Below are 25,029 nucleotides of genomic sequence, written 5' to 3' on the forward strand. Positions count from 1 at the left end.
AATTGCCTCAATTACGCCTTGATGCCATCAATCAGTAAGTCAACTGCACGAGTGGCCAGTTGAACCTGTTCTTCATCGGTTAGCCCTTGAAAGGAAGCTCTTAGAATACCGGTAATTAGCGCATAATCTTTTGGGGTGAGATCTGGTCGGCAAATATGATGGGTAATGGCTTGATCAATCAGCGGTTGAAGAATTGCGTCACGCCGTTGATAAATATCCACCATACTTGGGTCATTACGATCAATCACACGCCAATATTCCATCAATGCGGTGAGATAAGGCAGATTCTCGACATGATTACGAATTAACCGAATCAAACCGTCAGGATATTCTGAAAAGCTTTTTGCCCGTTCATCTAGACGAGTTAATGCTTGTTCCATCAAGGCGATGACTAACTCACGGCGATCTTGAAAATTACGATAAAAGGTTGCTCGTCCAACGCCAGCTTCATCAATCACGAGCTGTAATGGCGCACGAATCCCTTGTTTACGGAATATTTTCAGTGCAGCATTGAGCAAATCTTCGCGATTTTGTGCCGCTTGTTTTTGACGTATACGCATAGGGAAAATTGCATTAAATTTTATTCTGATATTTAACGGACATTTTTGTCCGTTGTAAATTGCTAACTCTGTGGATTTTTGTAAATAGCAGCTTTAAAGTGAATGAGATTGGTTAGAATGACTTAGGTCAATGATTAATAAATCGTATAAATAGGTTTAGATTTCTAAATATTTACCCTTTAAAATAAAACAATAAGTGTGCTGAAATTGTGAAAATTTTTAAAAATATTGTTATTTCGATCTGCTGCATCAGTGTATTGGTGTTAAATGCCTGTACGCCATCTGAGAAAAAAGCAGATCAGGCCGCATCTTCAAGAAAATCATCAGATCATCAGATTGAACAACAATTCAAGCTTTGGAAGGCGCAACAAGACCCCCAATTATTGGCAGATTATTATCAGTTTATGTCGCAGTATTTAAAACATCCGCCTAGTCTGATGGAGCTGACAACCAGCCGAAACTATATGCCAGAACAGTGTTACTCAAAACGTTTTGCCATTCCACCTAAAGCCTTTTGGAAAAATGTGGTGAGTAGTTTGCAATTGGTGGAAAAGTTAAATCGAAATGAATATTTTAAAACATATACGATTTCAGCAATCTATCGTGCCCCTGAATTAAATAAATGCATAGGTGGGGCGGAAAAAAGTAAGCATTTAAGTAATTATGCCGTTGATTTTCATGTGCTATCACCCAAAGAAACCATTAAAAAAGATCGCGAATTATTGCTTAAAAAAATGTGTCATTTTTGGCAAGTGGAAGGCAAAAGTTATAAAATGGGTTTAGGTGTTTATGGTAATAATCGCTATCATATTGATACCCAAGGATATCGTACTTGGGGTAAGGACTTTAAATCGAAAAGTTCGCCGTGTCTAAAAAGTTAAAATTGTATTTTTGAGCAAGAATTGAACTTGAATCTATATTAAAAAATGTTGAGAGATTGGGAACGTTATTTATGTTGAAAATAATAAAGGGTTGTTTATTTGCTCTGACTTTTTTCAGTAGTTATCCTGCTTTTGCACAAGCTGATGCTGCTGTCGAAGTTGACCCTGAATACGAAGTATTGGGGCGTGTAGGAAAACTGAAAATTCAAAAAGAGTCTTGCACTCAGCATGGTTCTAGTTGTGACTATGTACTCTATGATGCTAAAGGAAAGAAGCAGGTATTAATGGAAAAATGGAGTAAAACCGCAAATGTTTATCAATTTAATCCAAATTTAATGGGTTTTTTGTTGGGGCTAACAGGAAGTGAGTATAATCTCACTGTGATTAACGATAAAAATCAACAAAAAAATTATAGTAGTTTTCTTGCGATGAATGGGCAGCAAAGTTGTTTTGTAACTTTTGAATCGAATTTAAAAAATATGCCAAATTCATTGGTATTTTATAGTATTCCTGATTTTCGGGTACGTTTAGTGCTCAACAACAAAGTGCCACAGTTTAAAAAGCTGAACTATCCTGCAACGGCAAATTTTGAGGATAATGGTGATTTTTCATTTAACTATAATATCAAGATCGGAAACGAGATGGGGGTACAGGATGTTATCATTCAAAACCCTTGTCAGTCTGATTATCGGGTGATCATGAGTTAATATAAATAAAATAAAGTTATTAATTTTATTAAAATCCATCATTTTTATTTTTGAATTGAGTTGTCTATTGTCGTTTTATTCAACAAGAGGACACGACAATGACCACTCAACAGCAAGTTAATCAGGCACAATATCAAAATAAATCAGAAGCATACTTAAATAGCCAAGTACATGCACAAGGCATTGAGTTTGAAAAAATGCAAAATTTAATCCAACAGCATCAATTCAAACGAGTTTTGGATCTAGGCTGCGGTGGTGGGCATGTCACGTATCAGATTGCAGCATTCACTGAGCAAGTAATTGCCTATGATATTACGCCTGAAATGGTCAATCTTGTGACCATGCAATCTCAACAAAAGGGATTCGATCATGTCATAGGGCAGGTTGGTGCAGCAGAGCAATTGGATTTTCCTGTTGAGCATTTTGATTGTGTGATCAGTCGTTATTCTGCGCATCATTGGCAAAGTATCACTCAAGCAATTCATGAAATTTATCGTGTATTACGTGCTGATGGCAAAGTGATCCTGTTTGATATTATTGGCAACTCTAACCCTATTTTAGACACCTTTATTCAGACCATAGAAACCATTCGTGATCCAAGCCATGTTCGAAATTATAGTTTGGCGGAATGGGTACAAATCGTAGAACAAGCAGGCTTTAAGGTAGAAACCATTGAAAAGCAAAGTTTAAAGTTAAATTTTCAAAGTTGGGTGGAGCGTATGCAAACACCAGTAGAGGGCATCAATACCATTCGCTATTTGCAGTCCAAAGCCGCTGATCAAGTACAACAGTATTATCAGATTCAGCAAGATGGCACATTTACCAGTGAAGCTGTATATTTGGTATTGAGTAAAACTTGATTAGAAATCTGATGTCAAAAAAAATAATCAATACAATATTTCCGATATTATTTAGCATGATGGTCTATTCCAGCAGTAGTTATGCTGAGCAGATTCATCGAACAGTGGCCAAGATAGGGCAATTTTCAGTCATTCAGCAAACATGTGATGAAGATGCAAATTATCATTGTGATTTTGTACTCTATGAAGGCGATGACTATAGATTACCTTTGGTCATGGACTGGGAGCGTGGTTTAAATGTTGAAAACCAAACCGAGGATTTCTTGCATTTAAGCTATGGCTATACCTTTAATGTTCATCATAGTCTTTTCATCTCGAAGGCGGGGATCGTTCAGGCTTTAGACAACGTTGTTGCTGTGGATGAAAACACTGAGTGTATCGCCCGATTTGAATTAAAAAATGCGCCTACGATTATTTTCCAAAAAGTATTTACTGCAAAAGTTTTAAATAAAATTCAATTTCAACCAGAGCAATACTCTAAAATTGAGTCTGTAAGCGTAGATGCTTTTCAATATTTTAGTGACATGGAATTTGATGGAAATGGTGGCTTTCACTATCGTTACAAAAATAAAAATGGTGAAGATCAAACTGTTTTAATGATAGATCCTTGTGAGGTATAGCAACTTTCTATAGAGATAGACACCTTTTGAAATAAAAAATAGCTGTATTTTTAATCAGAACTGTTATGCTCGAACTATAAATAAAACAAAAAATGGAGGAGATGCCATGAAAAAGCTATCCATCAGTTTGAGTGTAATACTTGCAGTATTTTTGGTTGGGTGTGAAAAGAAACCACCTACACCAACAAAAACTGAAGTTCGTTCAATCCATATCGCAGGTATGCCTGTGTATGAAAAAGACTATCGTCTCAGTGCTCGTTCAGTGGATTCACAACCCTGATTTTTATTCAAAATATAAAAACGAGTGCATCAAAAAAGGATACACTCGTTTGGTTTTAATTCAATTTAACTCAGTTGATTTTAAATGAATTAATGAAAAACAGTTTCTAAAGCTTTTAGTCCGACTTTAGGATCAAGTAATCCATTATAGATCTCAGGAATTTCACGTTCTACGCCAAAGAACTCATAAATTGCAATCATGGCACCACGAACAGAATATTCAACAGTAAAAACCACATCATCTTCAATTTCAACAAATTGTCCCAAGAATGCGAAGTTTTTTGCGCCTTGTGGAATAACTTGTGGGCGATCACCAGGCTTACGGCAAGCAAATAAAGCCGATGCATAAGGCATCATTGCAGTTGTTACAATGGTATTTGCTACAACATGCTCAAGAATGTCATCAAAACCGAGTTGATGAATCAGTTCAGTGAGTATTTCATTGCCTGTTGCTTGTGACATCGGTTTTTTGATGTAGTCACCTGTTTGATCAATTTGGAAACCATAGCCCCAGAGAGTAAATGTGCCTTCAGGTAAATTTGCAAAATGAGGTTGAGCTGGCACCACAATCGATAAATGCCAACCAGATTCAAACCAAGTCATCAGTGCTCCAGTACCTGGCTGATTGCCTGTGTAATCAATGATACGATTTAACAGAACATCGTCTTTCATGGTGAGTGTAAAAGACTCCCATTTATGTTCATCAATGTTGCCGTAAAAGGTCATTGGTCGTCCAAAGTCAGGTGCTTTTTTCGCAAGGGTTTCCCATAATGTCCAACCATGATCAAGTCGATCACGAATAAGCGCTGGAACATCATCATTTCCTGCATAACGGGAATCTGCTGTAATTGAACCTAAAGTAAAAATGGCGAGATCATTCTCTTGAAGGTTGATTTGCTCAGTACCTTCAGGAAGGTTGACATACAAGCGTGTTGCACGACGTTCTTGGGTTGCTTCATCGGTTTGAAAGTCTGCATCAGTCACATAATTGCCAAAACGAACATCTACGCCTTGTTCAAGCAACCAACGTTGTAGTGGCAAAATCATGGAATCGTACTGGTTGTATTTGGTTCTTTTTACCCCAGCGAGGGTATGAATACGTGGTAACTCTTGGATAAAACGTAAGAAATAACGACGAAGTTCTGCTGCACTGTGCCATTTTTGGAAGGCAAATGTCGTACGCCACATACGCCAAAAGTTTGTTTCAAAGAAGGTCTCATCAAAAAATTCATCAATACGACGGCTGCCAATTTTTTCTTCTTTCGCTGCCAATAAGCGTAACATTTGCGCGCGATGGCGTGTATTTAAACCCAGTTTAGCGGCATCTGATATCACATGCTGCGCATTAATTAAACGGGCTTGTGCATGGGTTTTGACTTGCTCATTGAACTCACGACATTCTTCACGAACAGAAATTTCAGGATTTTCTAAGGATGGAATACTCGAAAATAAGTCCCAAAGACATAAATATGTTTCATCTGTTAGCATCCGCCCACCACGGGTAACCCATGCTTGTGCAGCATGTGGTGTATGGCCGCCATCCATTGAACCACCTGAGACATCTAACTCTTCGAGAATGTGAATATTTTTAGCTGGTACTTTGGCATCACGTATGGCAAATGCGGCAGCTGCCATTCCAGCAATTCCACCGCCAATGATCCACAAATGTGCTTGGCTTGCATCTAAACGGTTGGTTTTGTTGTTGTGCATTTTTTACCCCTAAGTATAAATATTGATTTTGGATAATTTAAAACCATAGTTTTATTATGGTTTTTTATAGCCTATAAATACATGAAAATGGAAGTTAATTTTTGTGATTAATGTGGTCTATTTTATGGGTTTTTAGGATATTTTATATACCTTGATGATTTTATTGATATAATTAAAACATTGAAAAATAAATTTTTTATTGAGTTTTTACTCTAAATATATTTGTTTACTCTGTTTGTGGTGATAATACACAAGTGTATTTAAATTTATGATTGAAATTTTGATGAATTTGTATTGAATAAAAGTGTAATCGCGAAATAATAAAGATTTTTATATCTTCAAAAATCGGTTGTAGCGTAAAATATCTATTCTTAAAAATAGTCTGGGTCGGGGTGTCTCTTGGAATCATTATTGATTTTAGGTTCAATTGCATTGGCATTAATGCTAGGCGCAATTAGCCCTGGTCCTACATTTGTTTATGTGGCTAAAAATTCAATTGCGATTTCTCGTAAACATGGTCTGTTTACCGCTTTAGGGACAGGCACGGGCGCAGCTTTATTTGGTTTTTTAGCTGTAATGGGATTACAAGCAATCTTATTGGCTGTACCTTCTGCATATTTAGCTTTAAAAATTTGTGGTGGTCTGTATTTACTTTGGCTGGCTTATAAAATTATTAAACATGCTAAAGATCCAATGGCACAGGCATCTGACTCATCCACGGTGATGAGTTATCAACAAGCGTTTCGTCTAGGTTTAATTACCCAGTTAAGTAATCCTAAAATTGCGATTATTTTAGCCAGTATTTTTACTGCGCTTTTACCCAAAGAAATTCCAACGTATTTTTATTTTGTTTTGCCTATCTTGTGCTTTTTTATCGATGCAGGCTGGTATTCACTGGTTGCAGTGGCGCTTTCAGCGGAGAAGCCGCGCCGTGTTTATTTGAAGTTTAAAAAAGTCTTCGATCGAGTCGCTGGCGGTGTAATGACACTACTTGGTTTAAAGCTAATTTTTGGTATGAAGTGATTGTTTTTACTACCAAAAATAGTCATGCATTTTATCAGCAGACCTTATTTGTTAAAAACTAATTAACAGTATGTTTAGTTTGTGTTATATATTTATTCATTATAATGGTTTAGACCTTAGAGAGATGTAATTTTGAAAAAAATATTATTGATTGCTGCCTTAAATGGCTTGGTACTTACAGCTTGTTCTACTACTGAAAGCTCTAAAACCATCCAAGCACCTCAAGTGGCTGCAGTGACTTCAGCGGTTAAATATTCAGGTGCGAAAACAGCAGTTTCGATTGGTAAGTTTGATAACCGCTCAAGTTATATGCGTGGAATCTTCTCTGATAATGTCGATCGTTTAGGTGGTCAAGCAAAAACGATTTTAGAAACACACTTGCAACAAACGGGTTATTTTTCAGTCTTAAATCGAGACAATTTATCTGAGCTGCAACAAGAGGCTGGTTTTGGTAAAGCATCTCAATCAATTAAGGGTGCACGTTATGTGCTCACTGGGGATGTATCTGAATTTGGCCGCAAAGAAGTGGGTGATCATCAATTGTTTGGGCTATTAGGGCGTGGTAAAACTCAAATTGCCTATGCAAAAGTCAATATTAATGTTGTCGATGTAAAAACAGCAGAAGTTGTCCATTCTGTGCAGGGTGCAGGTGAATACGCGCTCAGTGAACGCGAAATTTTAGGTTTTGGTTCTACAGCATCTTATGACTCAACCTTAAATGGTAAGGTTTTAGATCTGGCTGTACGCGAAGCAGTTAATCACCTTGTCACAGATATTCAAACAAACAAGTGGTCCGTACAATAGGTTTGAATAAATGAAACGGGTTTTATTATTCTTAAGTTTTTTTACAACGTTAACTTTGGTTGGGTGTGCATCTGGACCACAGTCTTTATATAGCTGGGGCGGATATCCACAGCAAACCTATTTAATGCTGGCGGTTCCAGAAAAAACTTCGCCTCAGCAACAAATTTTAGCGCTTGAAAAAGATGTTGAGAAAGCAAAAGCAAAAAATGCCGCAGTTCCGCCAGGTTTATATGCGCATTTGGGCTTGTTAAATCTTAATATTCAAAATGGCCCACGTGCAATTGAATATTTTGAGTTAGAGCGCCAAATTTATCCTGAGTCAACCGTATTGATGGATCGTTTATTGAAGAAGATGACCACTCAATCGACTGAGGTAAATCCCAAATGAAAAATATGAAACAATTATTTGTACTTGGTTTACTGATGATGCTTTTCACCGGTTGTGCGGTATCACCTAAACAGAATCGTGATTTAGCAGCATATCGTGAGCATATCCCTAAGTCGATTTTGGTACTTCCTCCAATCAATGAGTCTCCTGATACGCGTGCAACCTATGGATATTGGTCAACAGTAACATTGCCTGTGGCTGAGGCTGGTTATTATGTATTTCCAATTTCTGTTGTTGACACCATGTTTAAAGAGAATGGGGTGACCAATGGATTTGATGCTCAAGCAATTCCACCTCAAAAGTTAAAAGAGATTTTCGGAGCAGACGCCGCGTTATATATTAAAGTTAAAGAGTATGGTTCTAAATATCAGGTGATTCAATCTGTAGCTGCAGTTTCAGTAGAAGCCAAACTTGTAGATTTGCAAACTGGAACATTACTCTGGCAAGGTGAGCAGCGACTTCAGCAAGCCAATGATAATAGCAATGCAGGTTTGATTGGCGCGCTGGTCGGTGCTTTAGTTGATCAAATATCCAATCATTTGTCAGACAAAGCCTATACTTTATCCAGTACTGTAAGCTCGCAATTATATTCACCAAGTCTAAATCAGCAAAAAGGTCTGTTATATGGACCACGATCTCCAAACTTCACCCAAAATGCGGTGAAACCTTAAGCACTGGTACTGTTTGCGAGCATCAAATAAAAACCCCAATTTAAAAATTGGGGTTTTTATGTTTAAAGCATATTGCTGATTAGTGCACCATAGAAATCTTGTCTAAGAAGAATTTGGTTCTTTCATGACGCTCATCCGGCTTATTAAAGAAGTCATCTGTTGCACAGTCTTCTAAAATCTTGCCTTGATCCATGAAAATAACTCGACTTGAGACTTTACGAGCAAAGCCCATCTCATGAGTTACACACATCATGGTCATGCCTTCTTTTGCCAATTGACTCATGACTTCAAGCACTTCACCCACCATTTCAGGGTCTAATGCCGAAGTAGGTTCATCAAATAACATGCACACTGGATCCATACACAGACCACGGGCAATCGCAACACGCTGTTGCTGACCACCAGACAGTTGACCTGGGAACTTATTTTTGTGGGCTGCCAAACCAACGCGATCTAAATATTGCAACGCTTTTTTCTCAGCCTCTGCTTTAGAACGATTTAAAACCTTAAGTTGCCCAATGGTTAAATTATCCAAAACAGTCATATGTGGGAACAATTCAAAGTGTTGGAATACCATTCCCACACGAGAACGGAATTTTGCCAGATCAGTTTTTGAGTCTTTTAACGCTGTTCCATCAACAACAATATTGCCTTCTTGGAACGGTTCTAATGCATTTACAGTTTTAATCAGTGTAGATTTACCAGAACCTGAAGGTCCACACACCACCACAACTTCACCTTTTTCAATTGAAGTGGTGCAATCTGTAAGAACTTGAAAATCTCCATACCATTTTGAGATATGTTGTATTTCTATCATTGGCATATTGATTCTCCAATTATCGAATTATTGCTATTTTTTGATGTAAACGCTTCACAAGTCGTGAAAGCGCAAAGGAGATACAGAAGTAAACAACTGCTACAATCAGGTAGAAAGTTGCTTTGGTTTCAGCACCGTAGGTATTTGCTAAGGTATTGGCATTGCCCAAGAAGTCTGGCGCACTAATCACGTAAACTAATGATACATCTTGGAAAAGTACGATAGATTGAGTCAAAATGACAGGTAGCATGTTTCTAAAAGCTTGTGGCAACACCACATTGGACATGGTTTGTCCATAGGTGAAACCAAGTGCATAACCTGCATTGACCTGACCTTTAGAAACAGACTGAATCCCTGAACGGACAATTTCTGAAAAGAATGCTGCTTCAAAAATTGCAAAGGTCACCACACTTGAAAACAGCGGGCCATAATAGGTATCTGACTGAAACTCAAAAATCTTTGGCAATAAGAAATAGAAAATGAAGATGACTTGAATCAGTGGTACACCACGGAAGAAATCGACATAAACTTTAGCAAAATTACTGGCGACTTTATTGTTGGATAAACGCATCATGGCCAAAGGTGTGCCAATCAGAATCCCGCCAATAATCGATAAAATCGTCACCGTAACGGTAAATTTAAACCCTGCGATCAGCGTTTGAATAACATCTTGATTTTGTAAAATACTAAAATCCATGACTATTTACCCCCCGAGCCTAGACCAGGAACAGCCATACGTTTTTCAATCCAAGCCATGATCAATTTAATGGTATAGGTAATGACTAAGTAAACTGGTGTCGAAAGAATAAGAATAACAATATCTTGGGATGTTTCTTCACGCATGGTTTTGGTATAAGCAAAGAAGTTCAAAACACTCAGTGCATAAAGCACGGCAGAGTTTTTGAAAATATTCATTGCTTCAGAAGTGAGCGTTGGCCAAACAATACGATAAGCGACAGGGAGAATGACATAGCGATAACTTTGGCTTTGATTTAAACCAATTGCAAAAGCTGCATTTTTTTGTCCATTTGAAACCGTATTAATACCTGAACGTACTTGTTCAGCAATACGTGCTGCAGTATATAGACCGAGTGCGAACACCCCAACCACGGCGGGATTGTCATTGAGAATATTTTGCCACCATCCACCATGAACCATCTCACCACTACCAGTACTTAAGCTGAGTGGCAGTAATTGTGGGAATACAAATGCCCAGAAAAACAGTTGTACGATCAGGGGGATATTTCGGAAAAGTTCCACATAGCAAGTACCAATAAATGAAAGTGGTTTATTGGGTAATGTACGTAAAATCCCGATGAGAGATCCAAGAAGAAATGCAATGAAAAATGCAGCAATCGCGGTCCAGACCATAGTCCAAACACCTGAGCCTAGGAGTTGTAACCAGGTTGGTGCATCTGCAACAGGGGAATAACTTTCACCACCAATCGCTTTACAGACAGATTCAGCCCATGCAGCTTTATCAAGACTATATTCATTCGAGGGGAGACAATATGCTGTCCAGTTAAGTGAGCCTACGGACATGTGTGCTCCTTGTATTTTTAATTTTATAAAAATTTATAGACCAGACTTTAAATCGAATCTGATCTATAAACCGTTGTTTTAAACTACGTTATTAGTTAATACCAGCATCAGTAGGATTAGCTTTAAGCTTTAAATATGATGAGCTCATTGGCATATTTAAATTGACATTTTTAGGTGCGATTGGTGATTGGAACCATTTTTTATATAGCGCCGCCATTTGACCATTTTTCCACATTGTTGTTACTGTTTTATCTGCGATTGCTTTATATGCTGCATCGCCTTTCGGTAACATAATGCCATATGGTTCAGAAGAAAGTACTGGACCTACAATTTTAAAGTCTTTTGGATTTGAAGATTTTGCAATTAAACCTGCAAGAATATTGTCATCCATCACAAATGCTGCAGCACGACCAGAAGCGACCATGGCAAATGAGTCTGAGTGGTCTTTACCGTAGACGTTGTTTACGTTGACTTTTTCGCCTTTCTCACCCATTTTGATGTATTTGTCAGATGTAGTCCCTTGGGTGGTCACAACTGCTTTACCATTTAAATCTGCAATTGTTTTAATTGGTGCACTGGCTTTAACTGCCATGCGTACTTCTGTTGCATAATAGTTGGTTGAGAAGCTTACCTGTTGTTGGCGTTGAATAGAGTTTGTTGTCGTACCGCACTCCATATCGATATTGCCTGCCAACATTTCTGGAATACGCGTAGAAGAGGTAACTGCTTTATATTCAACTTTAAGATTTGGCATCTTGAGCGTTTTTTTCAGCTCATTGGCAAAGTTATTACAAATATCAACAGCGTATCCCATTGGTTTACCACCAATCACATAAGAAATCGGATCAGATGACTCACGGTAACCAATGATCACTTTCCCTGATTGTTTGATCTTTGCTAATGTATCTGCTGCTTGAACCTGTGAAAAAGCACCGCCAGCCATAAGTATACCAAGCGCTGTGGTTAAAACTTTTTTTGATAGTGTTTTTGTAGATAGTGTCATTTGAGTTCTCCATTACATGATTTTTTTGGCAGTTTAAGCCGCTCGTTTCTAAAATTAAGCAGTTATCGTGCCAAACCTTTTCCTTGAAACTACGATTCATCATATTTCTTTATATCATTATTTTTATACTCACTATTCCAATAAGTAAAGGATAAAAATAATAAATTTCACAAACTAGAAATGTGACTGGTCTCACAAAGTGGAACCTATTTTATTTAAATATTTTGAAATAAATAGCCCTAAAGCCATTTATTTTTGCTTATAGGTTTTAAATCTCTATTTATATAATTGATGACTATTTCAACAGATCTGGATCGAAGGTCTTTTTAAAGAATTGAATAAAAAAACGACATAATTAAAATTTATCTTTAATTGATAAATAACAAACATTTTTATGTAAGGTATTCATTTTTTTTACTGGTCCTAATCCCTTTCCTGTGATATAAAAATCAGTAGGCATGAATTTTGCATTGCTTATTCACATAAGATGAAATGAAATAATACAGTGTGGGAATTATGGGTATGAAGTTATCGGTTGGATTAAAAGTTGCAAATTCGTTGTCGCTTACGCCACAACTGCAACAAGCCATTCGATTACTGCAATTATCGAGTTTGGAGCTTGAGAAAGAAATTCAAATTCAACTTGATAGTAATCCTTTGCTTGAAAAAGTTGAAGAAGAGACACATGAAAGCCCTGAAAATGTAAAACAAGAACAACAAGAATATGAGCTTTCAGATTCTTTAAATGCCAACCACTTACCTGATGAACTGCCTGTAGATACAGATTGGGATGATGTCTATACCCATCAATCAACTGCAATGGAGCGCCCAGAATTTGAAGATCGTGAAGATAATCGTCATTCAGAAGCATCATTAAAAGAACATATGTTGGGGCAAGTCAATTTATTGCATTTTTCTCCAGTGGATAAATTGATTGCGTATTGCATTGTCGATGCTTTAGATGAAAAAGGATTTTTGGCTGCCGATATTGAAGAAATTGTTAGCTCAGTACAGCATCTACTACAACAAATGGATTATGACATTGAAGTTGAAGAGGATGAAGTTCTGGTTGTTTTAAAACATATTCAACGCTTAGAACCGATTGGTATTGGTGCTCGTAGTCTTGCAGAATGTCTTTTTGTGCAAATTGAGGCTTTAGCTACCACCACACTGTTTAGGAAAGAAGCGCTGATGTTGTTGAAACATTATGAGCTTTTGGTCAGTAATGACTTAAATAAACTGATTAAGCAAACGGGTTTAAATGCTGAGTTATTAAAGTCAGCAATTGATTTATTGAAAACCCTTAAACCTTATCCGGGTGCTGAATTTGAGCAAAAAGAATCAGATTATCAAATTCCAGATGTGGTGGTGTCCAAGAAAAATGACCATTGGTATGTTCAACTGAACCCAGATATTTTACCAAAACTTCGAATTAACTCATTTTATTCAGGCATGATTAAACGTGCTGATCAAAGTGATGATAATCAATATTTACGCAATCAAATGCTTGAAGCAAAAAACTTTATTAAAAGTGTCGATGAACGTCACAAAACTTTATTAAAAGTTGCAAGTTGCATTGTGCAACATCAACGTGAGTTTTTAGAAATCGGTGCTGAAGGAATGAAACCTTTGGTTTTGCGAGATGTTGCAGAAGAAGTGGAATTACATGAGTCAACAGTTTCCCGCGTCACCACCAATAAGTTTTTACTGACACCTCGTGGTCTATTTGAGCTGAAATATTTCTTTTCGAGTCACGTTGGAACCACTTCTGGAGGAGAAGCATCGTCGACGGCCATTCGAGCAAAAATCAAAAAGCTTGTTGCAGATGAAAACCCGCGTAAGCCGTTGTCAGACAATACAATTGCCAATTTATTAAAAGAAGAGGGGATTGATGTGGCACGACGGACAGTCGCAAAATATCGTGAATCGTTACATATTCCGTCTTCATCTGACCGAAAAGTGTTGATCTAAATTTTAAAGTGTGGCTATTCTAATTGTTCATTATGACGAAATAATGAATCGCTTTTTGTCTTTTGGAGTAACTTAAATGATTGCATGATATTGAGCACAGTTTCTTCCTTGGTGAATGCTGTCATGAGATCGTTTGGGTTATGACTTTCATATTCCTATATAAGGAGAGGGATAAAGCTATGCAAATTACAATCCGTGGACATCACTTAAGTATTACACCAGCAATAGAAGAAAATATTCGAGATCGATTTACCCAGATGACCAAGCATATTGATCAGGTCAATAGTATGCAGGTCAAGCTGAGTAAAGATCATCAATTGGATAAAAGATCAAAAAAAGGCAGTGCAAATCATATTGCTGAGGCAATTGTTCGTTTGCCGGGTATAGAGCTTTTCGCCCAAGCGAGCGCTGATGATATGTATAATGCGATTACAAAATTGACAGATAAATTAAAAAGGCAATTAGATAAGCATCGGAAAATGCAGTTGGATTATCAACCAATGGAAATTTTAGCGACATAAAATTGATATTTTAAAAGAGGTTGAAAAGACCTCTTTTTTTTATCTATATTTTTTGTACAAGTTAATGAATTATTTCGGTGAGTTATAGTAAAATATCCGGTTTTTACACTGTCAGTCCTATAAGAGGTCGATGCAATGAATAGTGAACAGCTCACTGAAATCTTAAAAGCAGCTTTTCCTGATGCTGAAGTTGCTGTCAGTGGACAAGCAGGTAAATTTGACCTCCGTATTGTCGACAATCAGTTTGAAGGGAAACGTCCTGTTCCTCGTCAACAAGCTGTTTACGCGCCACTTAATTCTTATATTGCCAGTGGTGAGGTACATGCGGTAACTATTCGTGCAATGACTAAAGAAGAATGGCGCAAAGCCAGTATGTTTGGAGCTTAAGCGTCAATGGATAAATTTGTCATTCAAGGTGGTGTAAAACTCGAAGGTGAAGTTCGTATTTCTGGTGCGAAAAATGCGGCTTTACCTTTATTGGCTGCAATGATTCTTGCAGATACACCGATTACATTAAAAAATGTTCCAGATCTAAAAGACGTTCGTACTTTAGTTAAGCTGATTGGTGGTTTAGGTATCACCATGAGTTATGAGGGCGAAACGGTTATCGCGGATACCTCTACACTGGATAATCAGTTTGCACCTTATGAACTGGTTAAAACCATGCGTGCATCTATTTTGGTGCTCGGGCCACTGTTGGCGCGCTATGGTAGTGCAAAAGTTTCACTTCCTGGTGGTTGTGCAATTGGTTCACGCCCTGTTGATCAGCATTTAAAAGCCTTAGAAGCTTTGGGTGCACAGATTGAGGTCGAAGCAGGTTATGTTCACGCCAAAGTGGATGGCCGTTTAAAAGGCGGTGAAGTCATCTTCGATATGGTGACTGTAGGTGGAACCGAAAATATTTTAACTGCTGCAGTATTGGCAGAGGGTGTTACAACAATTCGTAATGCTGCGCGCGAACCTGAAATTACAGACCTTGCACTAATGCTTATTAAAATGGGTGCAAAAATTGAAGGTTTAGACACAGATACCTTAGTGGTCACTGGTGTTGAAAGTCTCCATGGCTGTGAATATTCAGTGGTTGCTGACCGTATTGAAACCGGTTCATATTTGGCCGCGGCAGCAATTACGGGCGGTAAGGTAAAAACCACACATACTGACCCAAATCTTCTTGAATCTGTTTTAGATAAATTTGAAGAAATGGGTGCAGAAGTCACACGCGGTGAAGACTGGATCGAATTGGATATGCTGGGGAAACGTCCGAAGGCTGTCAGCTTCCGTACCTTGCCACATCCAGAATTCCCAACGGATATGCAAGCACAGATCATGGCGGTAAATGCCATTGGACGTGGTTTTGCAACAATTTCTGAAACGATTTTTGAAAATCGTTTTATGCATGTACCTGAGTTAGCTCGTATGGGCGCAAATATTCAGGTTGAAGGTAATGATGCTGTTGTGACAGGTGTGGAAAAATTATCTGCTGCACCTGTTATGGCAACTGACCTACGTGCTTCGTTTTCTTTAGTTTTGGCTGCTTTAGCTGCTGAAGGGGAAACCATCATCGATCGTATTTATCATATTGATCGTGGTTATGAAGATATCGAAGCAAAGTTACAAGGTCTAGGTGCCCAAATTAAGCGAGTGAGCGAGTAAGTTAATGAGCGATATGAGAAACGATGATCCTAACTTTGACGTAATGGGCAATTTTGATCATGGTTTAACTTTGGCATTGAGTAAAGGGCGTATTTTAAAAGAAACGTTGCCTTTACTTGAAACTGCTGGAATTAACTTATTGGAAGATCCTGATAAATCTCGTAAGTTAATTTTTCCAACCACACACAAATCCGTTCGTATTTTAATCTTGCGTGCTTCTGATGTGCCAACGTATGTTGAGAATGGCGCCGCGGATATTGGTGTAGCGGGTAAAGATGTGTTGATGGAACATGGCGCTCAAAATGTCTATGAACCATTAGATTTAAAGATTGCCAACTGTAAATTAATGACCGCTGGTAAAGTCGGTATGGTTCGTCCTAAAGGACGTTTAAAAATTGCCACCAAGTATGTAAATTTAACTCGCCAATATTATGCAAGCTTAGGTGAGCAAGTTGATGTGATTAAACTTTACGGCTCAATGGAATTAGCCCCATTGGTTGGTTTGGGTGATTATATTGTCGATGTGGTGGATACCGGAAATACTTTGCGTGCCAATGGTCTAGAGCCTTTGGAAGAAATCTGTAAAGTATCTTCGCGTTTAATTGTCAATAAAGCCAGCTTTAAGCGTAAGCAAACTTTATTAAATCCAATTCTTACTCAGCTTGAAAAAGCAGTAGAAGAACGTCAAAAGAACAATTAATTCATTTAGGTTTGATCGATAAAGATACCGTCTAATTTTAGGCGGTTTTTTTATGCAATTTATGTTAAAAAATAACCATCCATGATTTAAAAAAAAGAGTTTATGAAAACACCTGAACAGCGCAAAGAACAATCTATTTTAAAACTTAAAAAGTATTCAATTCCTTATATTGACTGGTTACCTGTGATCGAAGCTGCTGAAGACGTGCAAGCGCGCAGTGCAGAACAGATTGCAAAACGTGCGATTGCTTGTTTATGGGTGATTCAAGTCGCTTGTGATCTGAATAATGATCAATATGATGATGAAACACAGCTATTTGTATTTGATATTTTGAAGAAAATGCAGGTGCTAGATGCTTTAACCGAGAAAGAACAGGCAATTTTAAAGCGTGAGGCTTCAGCACAAGATATCATCAATATGGTGTGGAAATATGAAGCCTATTGGGTATTGTTATGGGCTTTGGGGATTGTGGATGAGCTGAGTTATCCAGCAGATATCGTTGATTGTGATTTTGCCATTCAGGCTGTATCGTCGTGCGATAGCTTTGCAGAATTTATGGCTAAAGTACAGTTGCGGGATAGCGAAGAAATTTTAGATCAGGCTGATTTAATTTATCGTTATGATTGGGCATGTGTAAATGCGCGTTTAAAGCAACATGATGCACCTGAAAATTTAAATTCATCTATTGTTGTGGAACGGCATGGTGCATTGAACTGGCTGATTCAGACAGATAGTGATTGGGATCACCCAGATGTGAGCACCTAAATAAAAGTTTGCTGTGTCAAAAGTGATTTGCAATCAAACTTTCCTATTAAAGTAAGTTGAAATGTTGCTGTGATGTTGCCCACAAGATACTCAAAACAAGGTAAACTAAATCTTTCCTAAACAACCTTGTGGGTAAATTGATGCGACGTTTATCGACTCAAGAGCAGAACTTTAAACAAGTCTTTGCTGACTTGTTAGCTTTTGAAACAGTGAGTGATCCTGAGCTTTTAAAAACAGTAGACCAAATTATTGCAGATGTACGCCAACATGGTGATGCACATGTACTTAAACTCACTCAACAGTTCGATCGACATCCAGCGCATCAATTTTCAGATTTAGAACTGACACAAGAACAACTTAAAGTTGCATTTGAGGGGTTAACCGTAGAAGTACGTGAAGCTTTGGAATTGGCGGCCAATCGTGTTCGCTCATTCCATCAGGCTCAAAAACAAGACGGTTGGTCTTATGTGGATGAATTAGGAAATACCCTGGGTCAAAAAGTCACCCCTTTAGACCGTGTTGGTATTTACGTTCCAGGTGGTTTAGCTTCTTATCCGTCCTCTGTGCTGATGAATGCTTTACCCGCGCATGTGGCTGGGGTAGCAGAAATTATTATGGTGGTACCTGCGCCAAATGGTGATTTAAATCCTTTGGTATTGGCAGCTGCTTATTTAGCAGGTGTAAGTCGTGTGTTTACGATTGGCGGTGCGCAAGCAGTTGCCGCACTGGCTTATGGAACAGAAACAATTCCAGCAGTGGATAAAATTACAGGACCAGGTAACCGTTTCGTTGCTGCGGCAAAACGGGCTGTTTTTGGTCAAGTCGGTATTGACATGATTGCAGGGCCTTCTGAAATTTTGGTTTATGCAGAAGGTCACAATGACCCGAAATGGTTGGCGATGGATGTTTTGTCACAAGCTGAACATGATACGGTGGCGCAAGCGATTTTTATTACGCCTGATGAACAGCTGTTAAATGATGTCGAGCAAGCCATTGAAGAACATTTGGCTGCACTACCCAAAGCTGAAATTGCACGAACTTCGATTGCAAATCGTGGTGCTTTGGTCTTGGTTAAAGATCGTCAAGAAGCCATTGATTTGATTAATCAAGTTGCGCCTGAGCATTTGGAATTGTGCTTAGATGACGCTGAGCAGATGTCAGAAAGTATTCGCCATGCAGGTGCAATCTTTATGGGGCGCTATACACCAGAAGCGATTGGTGATTATTGTGCGGGACCTAACCATGTCCTACCTACTTCTGGTACAGCACGCTTTTCATCACCTTTAGGTGTTTATGATTTTCAAAAACGTTCAAGTTTGATTATGTGTTCTGAGCAAGGGGTAAAATCGCTTGCCAAGGCCGCAGATATTCTTGCACAACAAGAAAATTTAGATGCGCATGCCCGATCAGCAAGATATCGTTATCAATAATTCACCAATGGCCCAGTATCCGTAAAAAATCCTTCTCCCTGAGGGAGAAGGTGAGGATGAGGGGATAAAAATTTAACTGACTTAGTTTGGGGATTCTATTGAAATACCCAAACCCTCTCCTAGCGTGAGAGCGCTTATATAAAGTAAGTCAAGTGAGAAAAAATACGAGATAAAAATGCCAAATATTAGCCCTGAGCAAATGCGTTTTTGGAGCCCTGAAGTACGTGAGTTAGAACCGTATGTCCCAGGTGAGCAGCCTAAAATCCAAAACTTATTAAAACTGAATACCAATGAAAACCCATATCCACCATCGCCAAAAGTGGTTGCAGCGGTTCAGTCTGTACTTATAGATTCAGCAGATGTATTGCGACTTTATCCAGATCCAGATGCATCGGCACTCAAACAAGCGATTGCGAAACAACAACATGTAGATGTCGCAAATGTTTTTGTTGGTAATGGGTCAGATGAAGTTTTAGCTCATATTTTTAAAGCATTTTTTGTTCAAGATAAGCCGATTCTATATCCGGATATTACCTATAGCTTTTATCCTGTTTATAGTCAGTTTTTTGGAATTTCAACCCAAACTAAAATATTGCCTTTAAATGATGATTTTGAAATTGATGTGGCTGATTATAAACAGCCGAATGGTGGGATTATCATTACCAACCCCAACGCACCAACCAGTATTGCATTGGGGCTGTCGGCAATTGAACAGGTCTTGCAAGCCAATCCTGATTCGGTGGTTGTGATTGATGAAGCATATGTGGATTTTGGTGCTGAGTCAGCTGTAAGTCTGGTTGAAAAATACGAAAACTTAGTGGTTTGCCAAACGACTTCAAAATCTCGTTCTTTGGCAGGTTTACGCGTTGGTTTTGCAATTGCACAGCCACATTTGATTGCAGCATTGGAAGCTGTTAAAAATAGTTTTAACTCCTATCCAATTGATCGTTTTGCAATAGCTGCAGCTGTCGCATCATTTGAAGATCAAGAATACTTTGTAGCACAATGTCAAAAAGTCATTGTGAGCCGTGACAAACTGGTGGCAGATTTAGCGGCGCTTGGGTTTAACGTATTACCATCTTCAGCCAACTTTATTTTTGCGTGTTTACCCTCAAAAGATGCTGGTGAACTGGCAAAAGCATTGCGTGAACGTGGCATTATTGTTCGATATTTTAATAAGCCACGGATTGATCAATTCTTACGTATCACTATTGGTACAGATGAACAAAACCAACGCCTTGTTGATACATTAAAGCATGAGATTTTAGTCTAGGATTCATGTTGAGGTTGATGCCATGTATTGAGTAAATCAAGCATGGCATCAACTTTATCAAAACATTCCTGATATTCTGCATCACAATCTGAAGCGATGGTGATTCCACCACCTGCCCATAATGACACTTCATCTTGATATTTTTGAATTGAACGAATCAAAATGTTCCAAGAACCGGTTCCATCAAAATTAAAATAGCCCAGTGATCCGCAATAAGCGCCTCTTGGTGCACTTTCGAGTTCTTCAATAATTTGCATCGCACGAATTTTGGGTGCACCAGTAATTGAACCGCCTGGCAATGCTGTAAATAAGACCTCAAATGGATTGACATCTGGTTTTAGGATGGCAGTCACCTCACTCACCATATGATGTACTTGGTTAAAAGATTCAATATTAAACAGTTTTGGGGTTTTTACTGAGCCAGTTTCAGCATAGATACTTAGATCATTGCGTAATAAGTCCACAATCATGACATTCTCTGCTTGATCTTTTTTAGATTGAATCAAAGCATTTTTTGATTGCGCATCTAAAGTTGGATCATCATAACGAGGCATTGTCCCTTTTATGGGTTTGGTGATAATTTTACGATCAGCTTCGAAATCAATAAATAACTCAGGTGAGCAACTCAGTAATTCAAAATCATTGATTTTTAAATAACCCGAATATGGGGCATCTGTGAGTTTCCAAAACTTTTCAGCGGTATCTAAAAGTGAACCGTGTGCCTTTGCAGTGAATTCCTGAGTTAAATTAATTTGATAGCAATCACCCGCTTTTATATATTCTTGGACTTGTGTAAATGCTTGATCATATTGTGGCTTTGTCCACGTCGCAGTACAGTTTGATACAAGTTTAAAGCTTTGATTTTGTGTGACTGGTCTGGTTAATAAATCTTGTATAAAGTTGAAAAACTCTTCTGCACAGGCTTCTAAACTATAAAAAAAGAATTGCTCATTTTCTCGTTTGATAAATGTTTTATAAACACCCATGTAAAAATTAGGCTGAGATTTGGTTTGAGCATCAACATATTGCTGACTGGCATAGTTATAGTCAATAAAACCCATATATCCACCCTGAAAACTATGCTGTTTCGTGGCTGATTGGGCTGTGAAGTTAAAGAAGTGATTTAAATGAAGATCGCTTTTATCTTTTTGATAATGGGTAAAATGATTTCTTGTATAACGATAAAGTTTTTGTTGGATTGAGATACAGTATTGTTCAGGTGAAAAAGCAATAATATCGTCACCCGCGTTTTTTAAATAGATACAACCGAATAATGAGTCAATACGGTGTAATAAATCTGTAGTGCTATTTGATGAAAAATCTAATAACTTCCGAAACATAGGGAGGATTAACTCAAGTGCGAAAAAGGTTTATAAAGCACTATTCTACCTGAAAATAGTACTTATAAAAGTGTTTACCGTTTATCGGTTTAATTGGGTTTTTGATAAACAGCAGTTGAACAAAAAGTAACATACCGTTAATTTAAAAGGGCAAAACGGACTACTCATGGATTGGTGTTCTAAGTTGTAAAACAACTAAAAACAACAGGGAACTATGGAGAGTGGTTAAAAATGAAAAAAAATGCTCTTGGGAGAGTACAGATTATGAAATTATTTACTAAACTTGCTTTAGTTTCTGCAGTGGCTATGAGTTCAAACGCAATGGCGATGCAAGCAATGGATGATGCAGCGCTAAGTGCAACAACTGGTCAGGATGGTATCAGTATTGGTATCGATGCATCTAAAGTTGAAATTGCAAAATTACATGTTTTTGATGGTGATGGTTTAGCAGTAAATCCAACGACTGGTGGTACAGGTAAAGCAGGTGCGATTACTTTAAATAATGTAGTTGTAACTAAAACAGGTACAGGTAACTTAGCAGACTTGGTTATTGATACTGACGGTGGTGCTACCGCTGGTGCTACTGGTACACCATTCTTAAACGTTGCAGCTGCAATTAGTGCATTGAAAATCGAATTAGGTAAAATTGAAGTAAACAATGTCACGGGTTCAGCAGGTGCATATAAACCTGATGCTGGATCAGCTGAGATTTTAAGTGGCTTGACTGTGAATGTAGGTGCGACTACTGCAAATATTCAATTGGGTAATACGCCTCAAGGTGCAATGATTAAATTGAATGGTTCGATGATTGGTGGTTTATCAATCAGTAACTTGGCCTTGAAAGATGCTTCTGCTGCGGGTGGTGGTTATATCGTATTGGGTGGTATTAAAGTGACTGACAGTGGTTCTGAAAATTTGGCTTTAGATGCTGATGTTGCTGTTACAACGAAAGGTTTGGCTGTAACTGCAATGAAAAGCACAACAGGTACAGATATTTACCTAACTAAAGTTGTATTGGGTGGTGGTACTGGCTTTGTTCCAGGTACGCCTGGAACTGCTGGTACTGGAACAGGTTCTGCTTCAATTGGTGATGTTGCGATTACAGGTATGAAATTCTATAACGGTGGTTCAGCAACGCCAAATGGTGTAAAACTGACGATTTCTGGTCATTAAGTCTAGAATTGAATTTCAGAAAAAACGCATGCAAAGCATGCGTTTTTTTTTACAAAAAACCGAGTAAAAAGCGACAAAAGTTGAAAAAAAGACTGTTTTTTTTTTCAAAAAACGTTATCTTCATAAACACAGGGACGTAGAGTGTTCACTCTAAAAATAAAATCAGCACTTTAGGCAAAATACTGCCGACACTTGATAGTTAAAATTATGATAGAAATTACTTTAGGTTCGGCATTAATGTATTATTTTGCCAACCACGCCTTAGATGTGAAGCCCAAGCCAAAGGATGCGATTTACTATACTGAGCTTGCGGATTCTAGAGAAAAATCATTCGGACGTAATCATCGTGAAATGGTGCATGTTAAACCAGCCTTGGAAAATCAATTCCGTGGCATTGTACGTCAAGGCTATGACTATAGCTGTGGTTCCGCTGCGTTAACAACACTGTTAAATGGCTATGTTGGGACAAATTTAACTGAACAGCAAACCATGGAAGGCTTATTACGATTTGGAGAATATAACCGCATTATTGAGCGACGAAGTTTTTCATTGCTGGATATGAAGCGTTTTGTTGCTGCAATTGGATATGAAAGTGGTGGCTATAGAGGCGAGTTCACAGATCTAATCAATCAAAATCAACCAGTGATTGTGCCAATTTCTTATGCAGGTTTTAAACATTTTGTTGTATTTAAAGCTTATAAAGATGGGCGTGTTTATGTGGCAGATCCAGCCTTGGGGAATATTAGTTTTGATCAAGAACGATTTAAGCAAATTTGGGAAAATAACACCTTATTTGTGATCAATGCACCAAAAGATCAACAACGTAACCTGTTGGCTCTACAAGATGCGGATATGCGTCATGTAGATGATGCGACAATCAACCGTTATGCCTTAGTTGAAGCGCAATATTCAACCGATTATACCAATAAATTAGCAGATAGGGGCTCAACAATGCGTAAGGTGATTGACCAAGATATCAAGTCTGCGACATACAATCAGCCAATTACATCTTATATGCGACTCTATTATAAACGTAAGTAGAAGATGGATTAAAAAATTACATAATTGAATTGGATTCTTGGGAATAGGAAGAATATGAATAATCAGTGGATGAAACCGACTTTACTTGCAGTGAGTATTCAGTTTGCGATTGGAAGTTTATATGCAGCTGAAACAGAGGCAAGTGCGGATGTAGTAGCAGATCAGGCTACGAGTACAGACAATGCCAGTTCTGCAAACATCAATCAAACAGCTCCAGTTGCAAATGTGGCGCAAGTTACAGAAGATGTAACAATTAATAAAGATGAAACAAAATCTTTAGCACCTAAACCAGGCACGCAAGCTGCAGAAGCATTACAGAAGAAAGAAGGCGATGCTTCTCAAGAGACCAACTTACAAGAAGTTTTTACATCCAATGAACGTCAATACTCTTTAATCAAAAAGGGTGAGTTCTCCACTTTTTATGATTTAGATTATTCCTACTATCGTGATTCGCAGTTAAATTTAGGAATTAATGAAGGCACAGCTTATCAACTCCGTGTTGATGAGGATGCCAGCCATACCATCAGTAATACTTTTACTGCACAGTACGGGATACGTGATAATTTAACCTTTACCGCATCTATTCCATTTATTGCCAAATCAGATAGCTTAAAAGATGCCACGGCTGCGGGCCTAGGGGATATTAACTTTGGTGCACGTTGGGAACCTTTCCCGCTGAAAGCAGGGCGTTTACCACTTATTTTATTTGGTAGCTTATCGACCAAGACAGGTGATAGTCCATATGAGATAAACCCAGAAAAAGACCTTTCAACAGGTAAAGGCTATTATTCTGTAGGTGTTGGCGCAAGTACCCGTAAATATATCGACCCTGTTGTACTGTTTGCATCGGTTTCTGCCAATTATGGATTCAAAGAAACAGGCTTGAATCAAGTCCGTGGTGGGGGTAATGCCAATGGTCAAGGTGGACAACAACTTGGTCAGCGAGTTTTAGAAGAATTCGATCCAGGTATGACCGGTGGTTTCTCTTTTGGTTTTGCTTATTCATTTAACTATGATGTTTCGATGACCATGTCATATCAACAATCATTCAATATGAATACTTCATTTACATATAAGCCATATCCTGGGGCAACGAATCAAAATCCAGAGAAATATAAAGCAGCTGATCAATCCAGCGGGATGTTTTCAATTGCTTTAGGGGTACGTGTCAATCCAGATACCATCGTCAATGGTACCTTGGGGATCGGCTTAACTGAAGACTCACCAGATATTTCACTCGGCTTATCTTTCCCATTGGATATTTTAGGCTTTGGTAAGAAGAAAGCGAACTAAGGAA

27 protein-coding genes are annotated in these 25,029 nt (G+C 38.2%); 20 read left to right on the forward strand and 7 right to left on the reverse strand.

The window, feature by feature from the left end:
* Window positions 1–11 precede the first annotated feature (11 nt).
* Complete coding sequence (locus tag CQZ96_RS17445) at window positions 12–560, reverse strand: TetR/AcrR family transcriptional regulator (RefSeq protein ID WP_056515165.1); 549 nt, start codon at window positions 558–560, stop codon at window positions 12–14.
* 209 nt (window positions 561–769) lie between these two features.
* On the opposite strand from CQZ96_RS17445, the gene CQZ96_RS17450 reads away from it, so the two are divergent.
* From CQZ96_RS17450 to CQZ96_RS17470, 5 genes are all read left to right on the forward strand, one after another.
* On the forward strand, window positions 770–1,441 hold the full coding sequence (locus CQZ96_RS17450) for a D-Ala-D-Ala carboxypeptidase family metallohydrolase (protein ID WP_004723753.1): 672 nt from the start codon (window positions 770–772) through the stop codon (window positions 1,439–1,441).
* A gap of 71 nt (window positions 1,442–1,512) precedes the next feature.
* On the forward strand, window positions 1,513–2,148 hold the full coding sequence (locus CQZ96_RS17455) for a hypothetical protein (RefSeq protein ID WP_105714343.1): 636 nt from the start codon (window positions 1,513–1,515) through the stop codon (window positions 2,146–2,148).
* 98 nt (window positions 2,149–2,246) lie between these two features.
* Window positions 2,247–3,008 (forward strand): class I SAM-dependent methyltransferase, encoded by a 762-nt coding sequence (locus CQZ96_RS17460; RefSeq protein WP_105714342.1) that lies wholly within the window; start codon window positions 2,247–2,249, stop codon window positions 3,006–3,008.
* Window positions 3,009–3,064: 56 nt separating this feature from the next.
* Window positions 3,065–3,628 (forward strand): hypothetical protein, encoded by a 564-nt coding sequence (locus CQZ96_RS17465; protein WP_171287950.1) that lies wholly within the window; start codon window positions 3,065–3,067, stop codon window positions 3,626–3,628.
* Between the two features lie 106 nt (window positions 3,629–3,734).
* Window positions 3,735–3,908, forward strand: a complete 174-nt coding sequence (locus CQZ96_RS17470; protein WP_171252542.1) for an NF038215 family lipoprotein — start codon at window positions 3,735–3,737, stop codon at window positions 3,906–3,908.
* Between the two features lie 89 nt (window positions 3,909–3,997).
* Here CQZ96_RS17470 and CQZ96_RS17475 read toward each other — a convergent pair whose 3' ends face one another.
* Window positions 3,998–5,617: an oleate hydratase gene (locus CQZ96_RS17475; RefSeq protein WP_105714341.1), complete on the reverse strand. Its 1,620-nt coding sequence runs from the start codon at window positions 5,615–5,617 to the stop codon at window positions 3,998–4,000.
* A gap of 399 nt (window positions 5,618–6,016) precedes the next feature.
* On the opposite strand from CQZ96_RS17475, the gene CQZ96_RS17480 reads away from it, so the two are divergent.
* From CQZ96_RS17480 to CQZ96_RS17495, 4 genes are all read left to right on the forward strand, one after another.
* Window positions 6,017–6,640: a LysE family translocator gene (locus CQZ96_RS17480; protein WP_016539406.1), complete on the forward strand. Its 624-nt coding sequence runs from the start codon at window positions 6,017–6,019 to the stop codon at window positions 6,638–6,640.
* Between the two features lie 132 nt (window positions 6,641–6,772).
* Entirely contained in the window at window positions 6,773–7,444 is a 672-nt protein-coding gene (locus CQZ96_RS17485) for a CsgG/HfaB family protein (protein ID WP_105714340.1), read from the forward strand.
* Between the two features lie 10 nt (window positions 7,445–7,454).
* A complete protein-coding gene (locus CQZ96_RS17490) occupies window positions 7,455–7,832 on the forward strand; it encodes a DUF4810 domain-containing protein (RefSeq protein WP_105714339.1) in 378 nt (125 codons plus the stop codon).
* Window positions 7,829–8,503 carry a DUF799 domain-containing protein gene (locus CQZ96_RS17495; RefSeq protein WP_105714338.1) on the forward strand — a complete coding sequence of 225 codons (675 nt, stop codon included), beginning with the start codon at window positions 7,829–7,831 and terminating at the stop codon, window positions 8,501–8,503. Before CQZ96_RS17490 ends, CQZ96_RS17495 begins: the two co-directional genes overlap by 4 nt.
* A 79-nt stretch (window positions 8,504–8,582) precedes the next feature.
* On the opposite strand, the gene CQZ96_RS17500 is transcribed toward CQZ96_RS17495, so the two are convergent.
* The 4 genes from CQZ96_RS17500 to CQZ96_RS17515 all read right to left on the reverse strand — a co-directional run bounded on the left by CQZ96_RS17500 (window position 8,583) and on the right by CQZ96_RS17515 (window position 11,865).
* Window positions 8,583–9,326, reverse strand: coding sequence for an amino acid ABC transporter ATP-binding protein (locus tag CQZ96_RS17500; protein WP_004723740.1), 744 nt, complete (start codon window positions 9,324–9,326; stop codon window positions 8,583–8,585).
* A 13-nt stretch (window positions 9,327–9,339) separates the two neighbouring features.
* Window positions 9,340–10,017 (reverse strand): amino acid ABC transporter permease, encoded by a 678-nt coding sequence (locus CQZ96_RS17505; RefSeq protein WP_004723739.1) that lies wholly within the window; start codon window positions 10,015–10,017, stop codon window positions 9,340–9,342.
* A 2-nt stretch (window positions 10,018–10,019) separates the two neighbouring features.
* On the reverse strand, window positions 10,020–10,862 hold the full coding sequence (locus tag CQZ96_RS17510) for an amino acid ABC transporter permease (RefSeq protein WP_004723738.1): 843 nt from the start codon (window positions 10,860–10,862) through the stop codon (window positions 10,020–10,022).
* Window positions 10,863–10,953: 91 nt separating this feature from the next.
* On the reverse strand, window positions 10,954–11,865 hold the full coding sequence (locus CQZ96_RS17515) for an amino acid ABC transporter substrate-binding protein (protein ID WP_105714337.1): 912 nt from the start codon (window positions 11,863–11,865) through the stop codon (window positions 10,954–10,956).
* Between the two features lie 522 nt (window positions 11,866–12,387).
* Here CQZ96_RS17515 and CQZ96_RS17520 point away from each other — a divergent pair.
* The 8 genes from CQZ96_RS17520 to hisC all read left to right on the forward strand — a co-directional run bounded on the left by CQZ96_RS17520 (window position 12,388) and on the right by hisC (window position 20,178).
* On the forward strand, window positions 12,388–13,836 hold the full coding sequence (locus tag CQZ96_RS17520; protein WP_105714373.1) for an RNA polymerase factor sigma-54: 1,449 nt from the start codon (window positions 12,388–12,390) through the stop codon (window positions 13,834–13,836).
* Between the two features lie 179 nt (window positions 13,837–14,015).
* Window positions 14,016–14,357, forward strand: coding sequence for a ribosome hibernation-promoting factor, HPF/YfiA family (gene hpf / locus CQZ96_RS17525; protein WP_004723731.1), 342 nt, complete (start codon window positions 14,016–14,018; stop codon window positions 14,355–14,357).
* Window positions 14,358–14,492: 135 nt separating this feature from the next.
* Complete coding sequence (ibaG, locus tag CQZ96_RS17530; RefSeq protein ID WP_004723729.1) at window positions 14,493–14,744, forward strand: BolA family iron metabolism protein IbaG; 252 nt, start codon at window positions 14,493–14,495, stop codon at window positions 14,742–14,744.
* A 6-nt stretch (window positions 14,745–14,750) separates the two neighbouring features.
* Entirely contained in the window at window positions 14,751–16,010 is a 1,260-nt protein-coding gene (gene murA / locus CQZ96_RS17535) for a UDP-N-acetylglucosamine 1-carboxyvinyltransferase (RefSeq protein WP_004817645.1), read from the forward strand.
* A gap of 4 nt (window positions 16,011–16,014) precedes the next feature.
* Window positions 16,015–16,710 (forward strand): ATP phosphoribosyltransferase, encoded by a 696-nt coding sequence (hisG, locus tag CQZ96_RS17540; protein ID WP_056515646.1) that lies wholly within the window; start codon window positions 16,015–16,017, stop codon window positions 16,708–16,710.
* 102 nt (window positions 16,711–16,812) lie between these two features.
* Window positions 16,813–17,475, forward strand: a complete 663-nt coding sequence (locus CQZ96_RS17545) for a DUF4272 domain-containing protein (RefSeq protein ID WP_105714336.1) — start codon at window positions 16,813–16,815, stop codon at window positions 17,473–17,475.
* A 128-nt stretch (window positions 17,476–17,603) separates the two neighbouring features.
* The gene (gene hisD, locus CQZ96_RS17550) at window positions 17,604–18,905 is read left to right on the forward strand and encodes a histidinol dehydrogenase (protein WP_081401076.1); all 1,302 of its coding nucleotides are present in this window, start codon (window positions 17,604–17,606) and stop codon (window positions 18,903–18,905) included.
* A gap of 175 nt (window positions 18,906–19,080) precedes the next feature.
* A complete protein-coding gene (gene hisC / locus CQZ96_RS17555) occupies window positions 19,081–20,178 on the forward strand; it encodes a histidinol-phosphate transaminase (protein WP_105714335.1) in 1,098 nt (365 codons plus the stop codon).
* On the opposite strand, the gene CQZ96_RS17560 is transcribed toward hisC, so the two are convergent.
* Window positions 20,175–21,518 (reverse strand): anthranilate synthase component I family protein, encoded by a 1,344-nt coding sequence (locus tag CQZ96_RS17560; protein WP_105714334.1) that lies wholly within the window; start codon window positions 21,516–21,518, stop codon window positions 20,175–20,177. The two genes, hisC and CQZ96_RS17560, sit on opposite strands and share 4 nt — an antisense overlap.
* Window positions 21,519–21,782: 264 nt before the next feature.
* Between CQZ96_RS17560 and CQZ96_RS17565 the strand changes: the two genes are divergently transcribed.
* The 3 genes from CQZ96_RS17565 (at window position 21,783) to CQZ96_RS17575 (ending at window position 25,025) form a co-directional block, all read left to right on the forward strand.
* Window positions 21,783–22,691, forward strand: coding sequence for a DUF6160 family protein (locus tag CQZ96_RS17565; RefSeq protein ID WP_105714372.1), 909 nt, complete (start codon window positions 21,783–21,785; stop codon window positions 22,689–22,691).
* Window positions 22,692–22,898: 207 nt separating this feature from the next.
* Complete coding sequence (locus CQZ96_RS17570; protein ID WP_056515639.1) at window positions 22,899–23,732, forward strand: C39 family peptidase; 834 nt, start codon at window positions 22,899–22,901, stop codon at window positions 23,730–23,732.
* Between the two features lie 54 nt (window positions 23,733–23,786).
* Window positions 23,787–25,025, forward strand: a complete 1,239-nt coding sequence (locus CQZ96_RS17575; protein WP_105714333.1) for a hypothetical protein — start codon at window positions 23,787–23,789, stop codon at window positions 25,023–25,025.
* The last annotated feature ends 4 nt before the right edge of the window (window positions 25,026–25,029 follow it).

It is taken from the genome of Acinetobacter sp. MYb10 (assembly GCF_002980175.2).
Taxonomy (GTDB): domain Bacteria; phylum Pseudomonadota; class Gammaproteobacteria; order Pseudomonadales; family Moraxellaceae; genus Acinetobacter; species Acinetobacter guillouiae.

Bases quoted from the DNA above. Each gene is read 5' to 3' on its own strand.
- CQZ96_RS17445 (WP_056515165.1), bottom strand. From the start codon at position 560: ATGCGTATACGTCAAAAACAAGCGGCACAAAATCGCGAAGATTTGCTC.
- CQZ96_RS17455 (WP_105714343.1), top strand. From the start codon at position 1,513: ATGTTGAAAATAATAAAGGGTTGTTTATTTGCTCTGACTTTTTTCAGT.
- CQZ96_RS17460 (WP_105714342.1), top strand. From the start codon at position 2,247: ATGACCACTCAACAGCAAGTTAATCAGGCACAATATCAAAATAAATCA.
- CQZ96_RS17465 (WP_171287950.1), top strand. From the start codon at position 3,065: ATGATGGTCTATTCCAGCAGTAGTTATGCTGAGCAGATTCATCGAACA.
- CQZ96_RS17470 (WP_171252542.1), top strand. From the start codon at position 3,735: ATGAAAAAGCTATCCATCAGTTTGAGTGTAATACTTGCAGTATTTTTG.
- CQZ96_RS17475 (WP_105714341.1), bottom strand. From the start codon at position 5,617: ATGCACAACAACAAAACCAACCGTTTAGATGCAAGCCAAGCACATTTG.
- CQZ96_RS17490 (WP_105714339.1), top strand. From the start codon at position 7,455: ATGAAACGGGTTTTATTATTCTTAAGTTTTTTTACAACGTTAACTTTG.
- CQZ96_RS17495 (WP_105714338.1), top strand. From the start codon at position 7,829: ATGAAAAATATGAAACAATTATTTGTACTTGGTTTACTGATGATGCTT.
- CQZ96_RS17500 (WP_004723740.1), bottom strand. From the start codon at position 9,326: ATGCCAATGATAGAAATACAACATATCTCAAAATGGTATGGAGATTTT.
- CQZ96_RS17505 (WP_004723739.1), bottom strand. From the start codon at position 10,017: ATGGATTTTAGTATTTTACAAAATCAAGATGTTATTCAAACGCTGATC.
- CQZ96_RS17510 (WP_004723738.1), bottom strand. From the start codon at position 10,862: ATGTCCGTAGGCTCACTTAACTGGACAGCATATTGTCTCCCCTCGAAT.
- CQZ96_RS17515 (WP_105714337.1), bottom strand. From the start codon at position 11,865: ATGACACTATCTACAAAAACACTATCAAAAAAAGTTTTAACCACAGCG.
- CQZ96_RS17520 (WP_105714373.1), top strand. From the start codon at position 12,388: ATGAAGTTATCGGTTGGATTAAAAGTTGCAAATTCGTTGTCGCTTACG.
- hpf (WP_004723731.1), top strand. From the start codon at position 14,016: ATGCAAATTACAATCCGTGGACATCACTTAAGTATTACACCAGCAATA.
- ibaG (WP_004723729.1), top strand. From the start codon at position 14,493: ATGAATAGTGAACAGCTCACTGAAATCTTAAAAGCAGCTTTTCCTGAT.
- murA (WP_004817645.1), top strand. From the start codon at position 14,751: ATGGATAAATTTGTCATTCAAGGTGGTGTAAAACTCGAAGGTGAAGTT.
- hisG (WP_056515646.1), top strand. From the start codon at position 16,015: ATGAGCGATATGAGAAACGATGATCCTAACTTTGACGTAATGGGCAAT.
- CQZ96_RS17545 (WP_105714336.1), top strand. From the start codon at position 16,813: ATGAAAACACCTGAACAGCGCAAAGAACAATCTATTTTAAAACTTAAA.
- hisC (WP_105714335.1), top strand. From the start codon at position 19,081: ATGCCAAATATTAGCCCTGAGCAAATGCGTTTTTGGAGCCCTGAAGTA.
- CQZ96_RS17560 (WP_105714334.1), bottom strand. From the start codon at position 21,518: ATGTTTCGGAAGTTATTAGATTTTTCATCAAATAGCACTACAGATTTA.
- CQZ96_RS17565 (WP_105714372.1), top strand. From the start codon at position 21,783: ATGAAATTATTTACTAAACTTGCTTTAGTTTCTGCAGTGGCTATGAGT.
- CQZ96_RS17570 (WP_056515639.1), top strand. From the start codon at position 22,899: ATGATAGAAATTACTTTAGGTTCGGCATTAATGTATTATTTTGCCAAC.
- CQZ96_RS17575 (WP_105714333.1), top strand. From the start codon at position 23,787: ATGAATAATCAGTGGATGAAACCGACTTTACTTGCAGTGAGTATTCAG.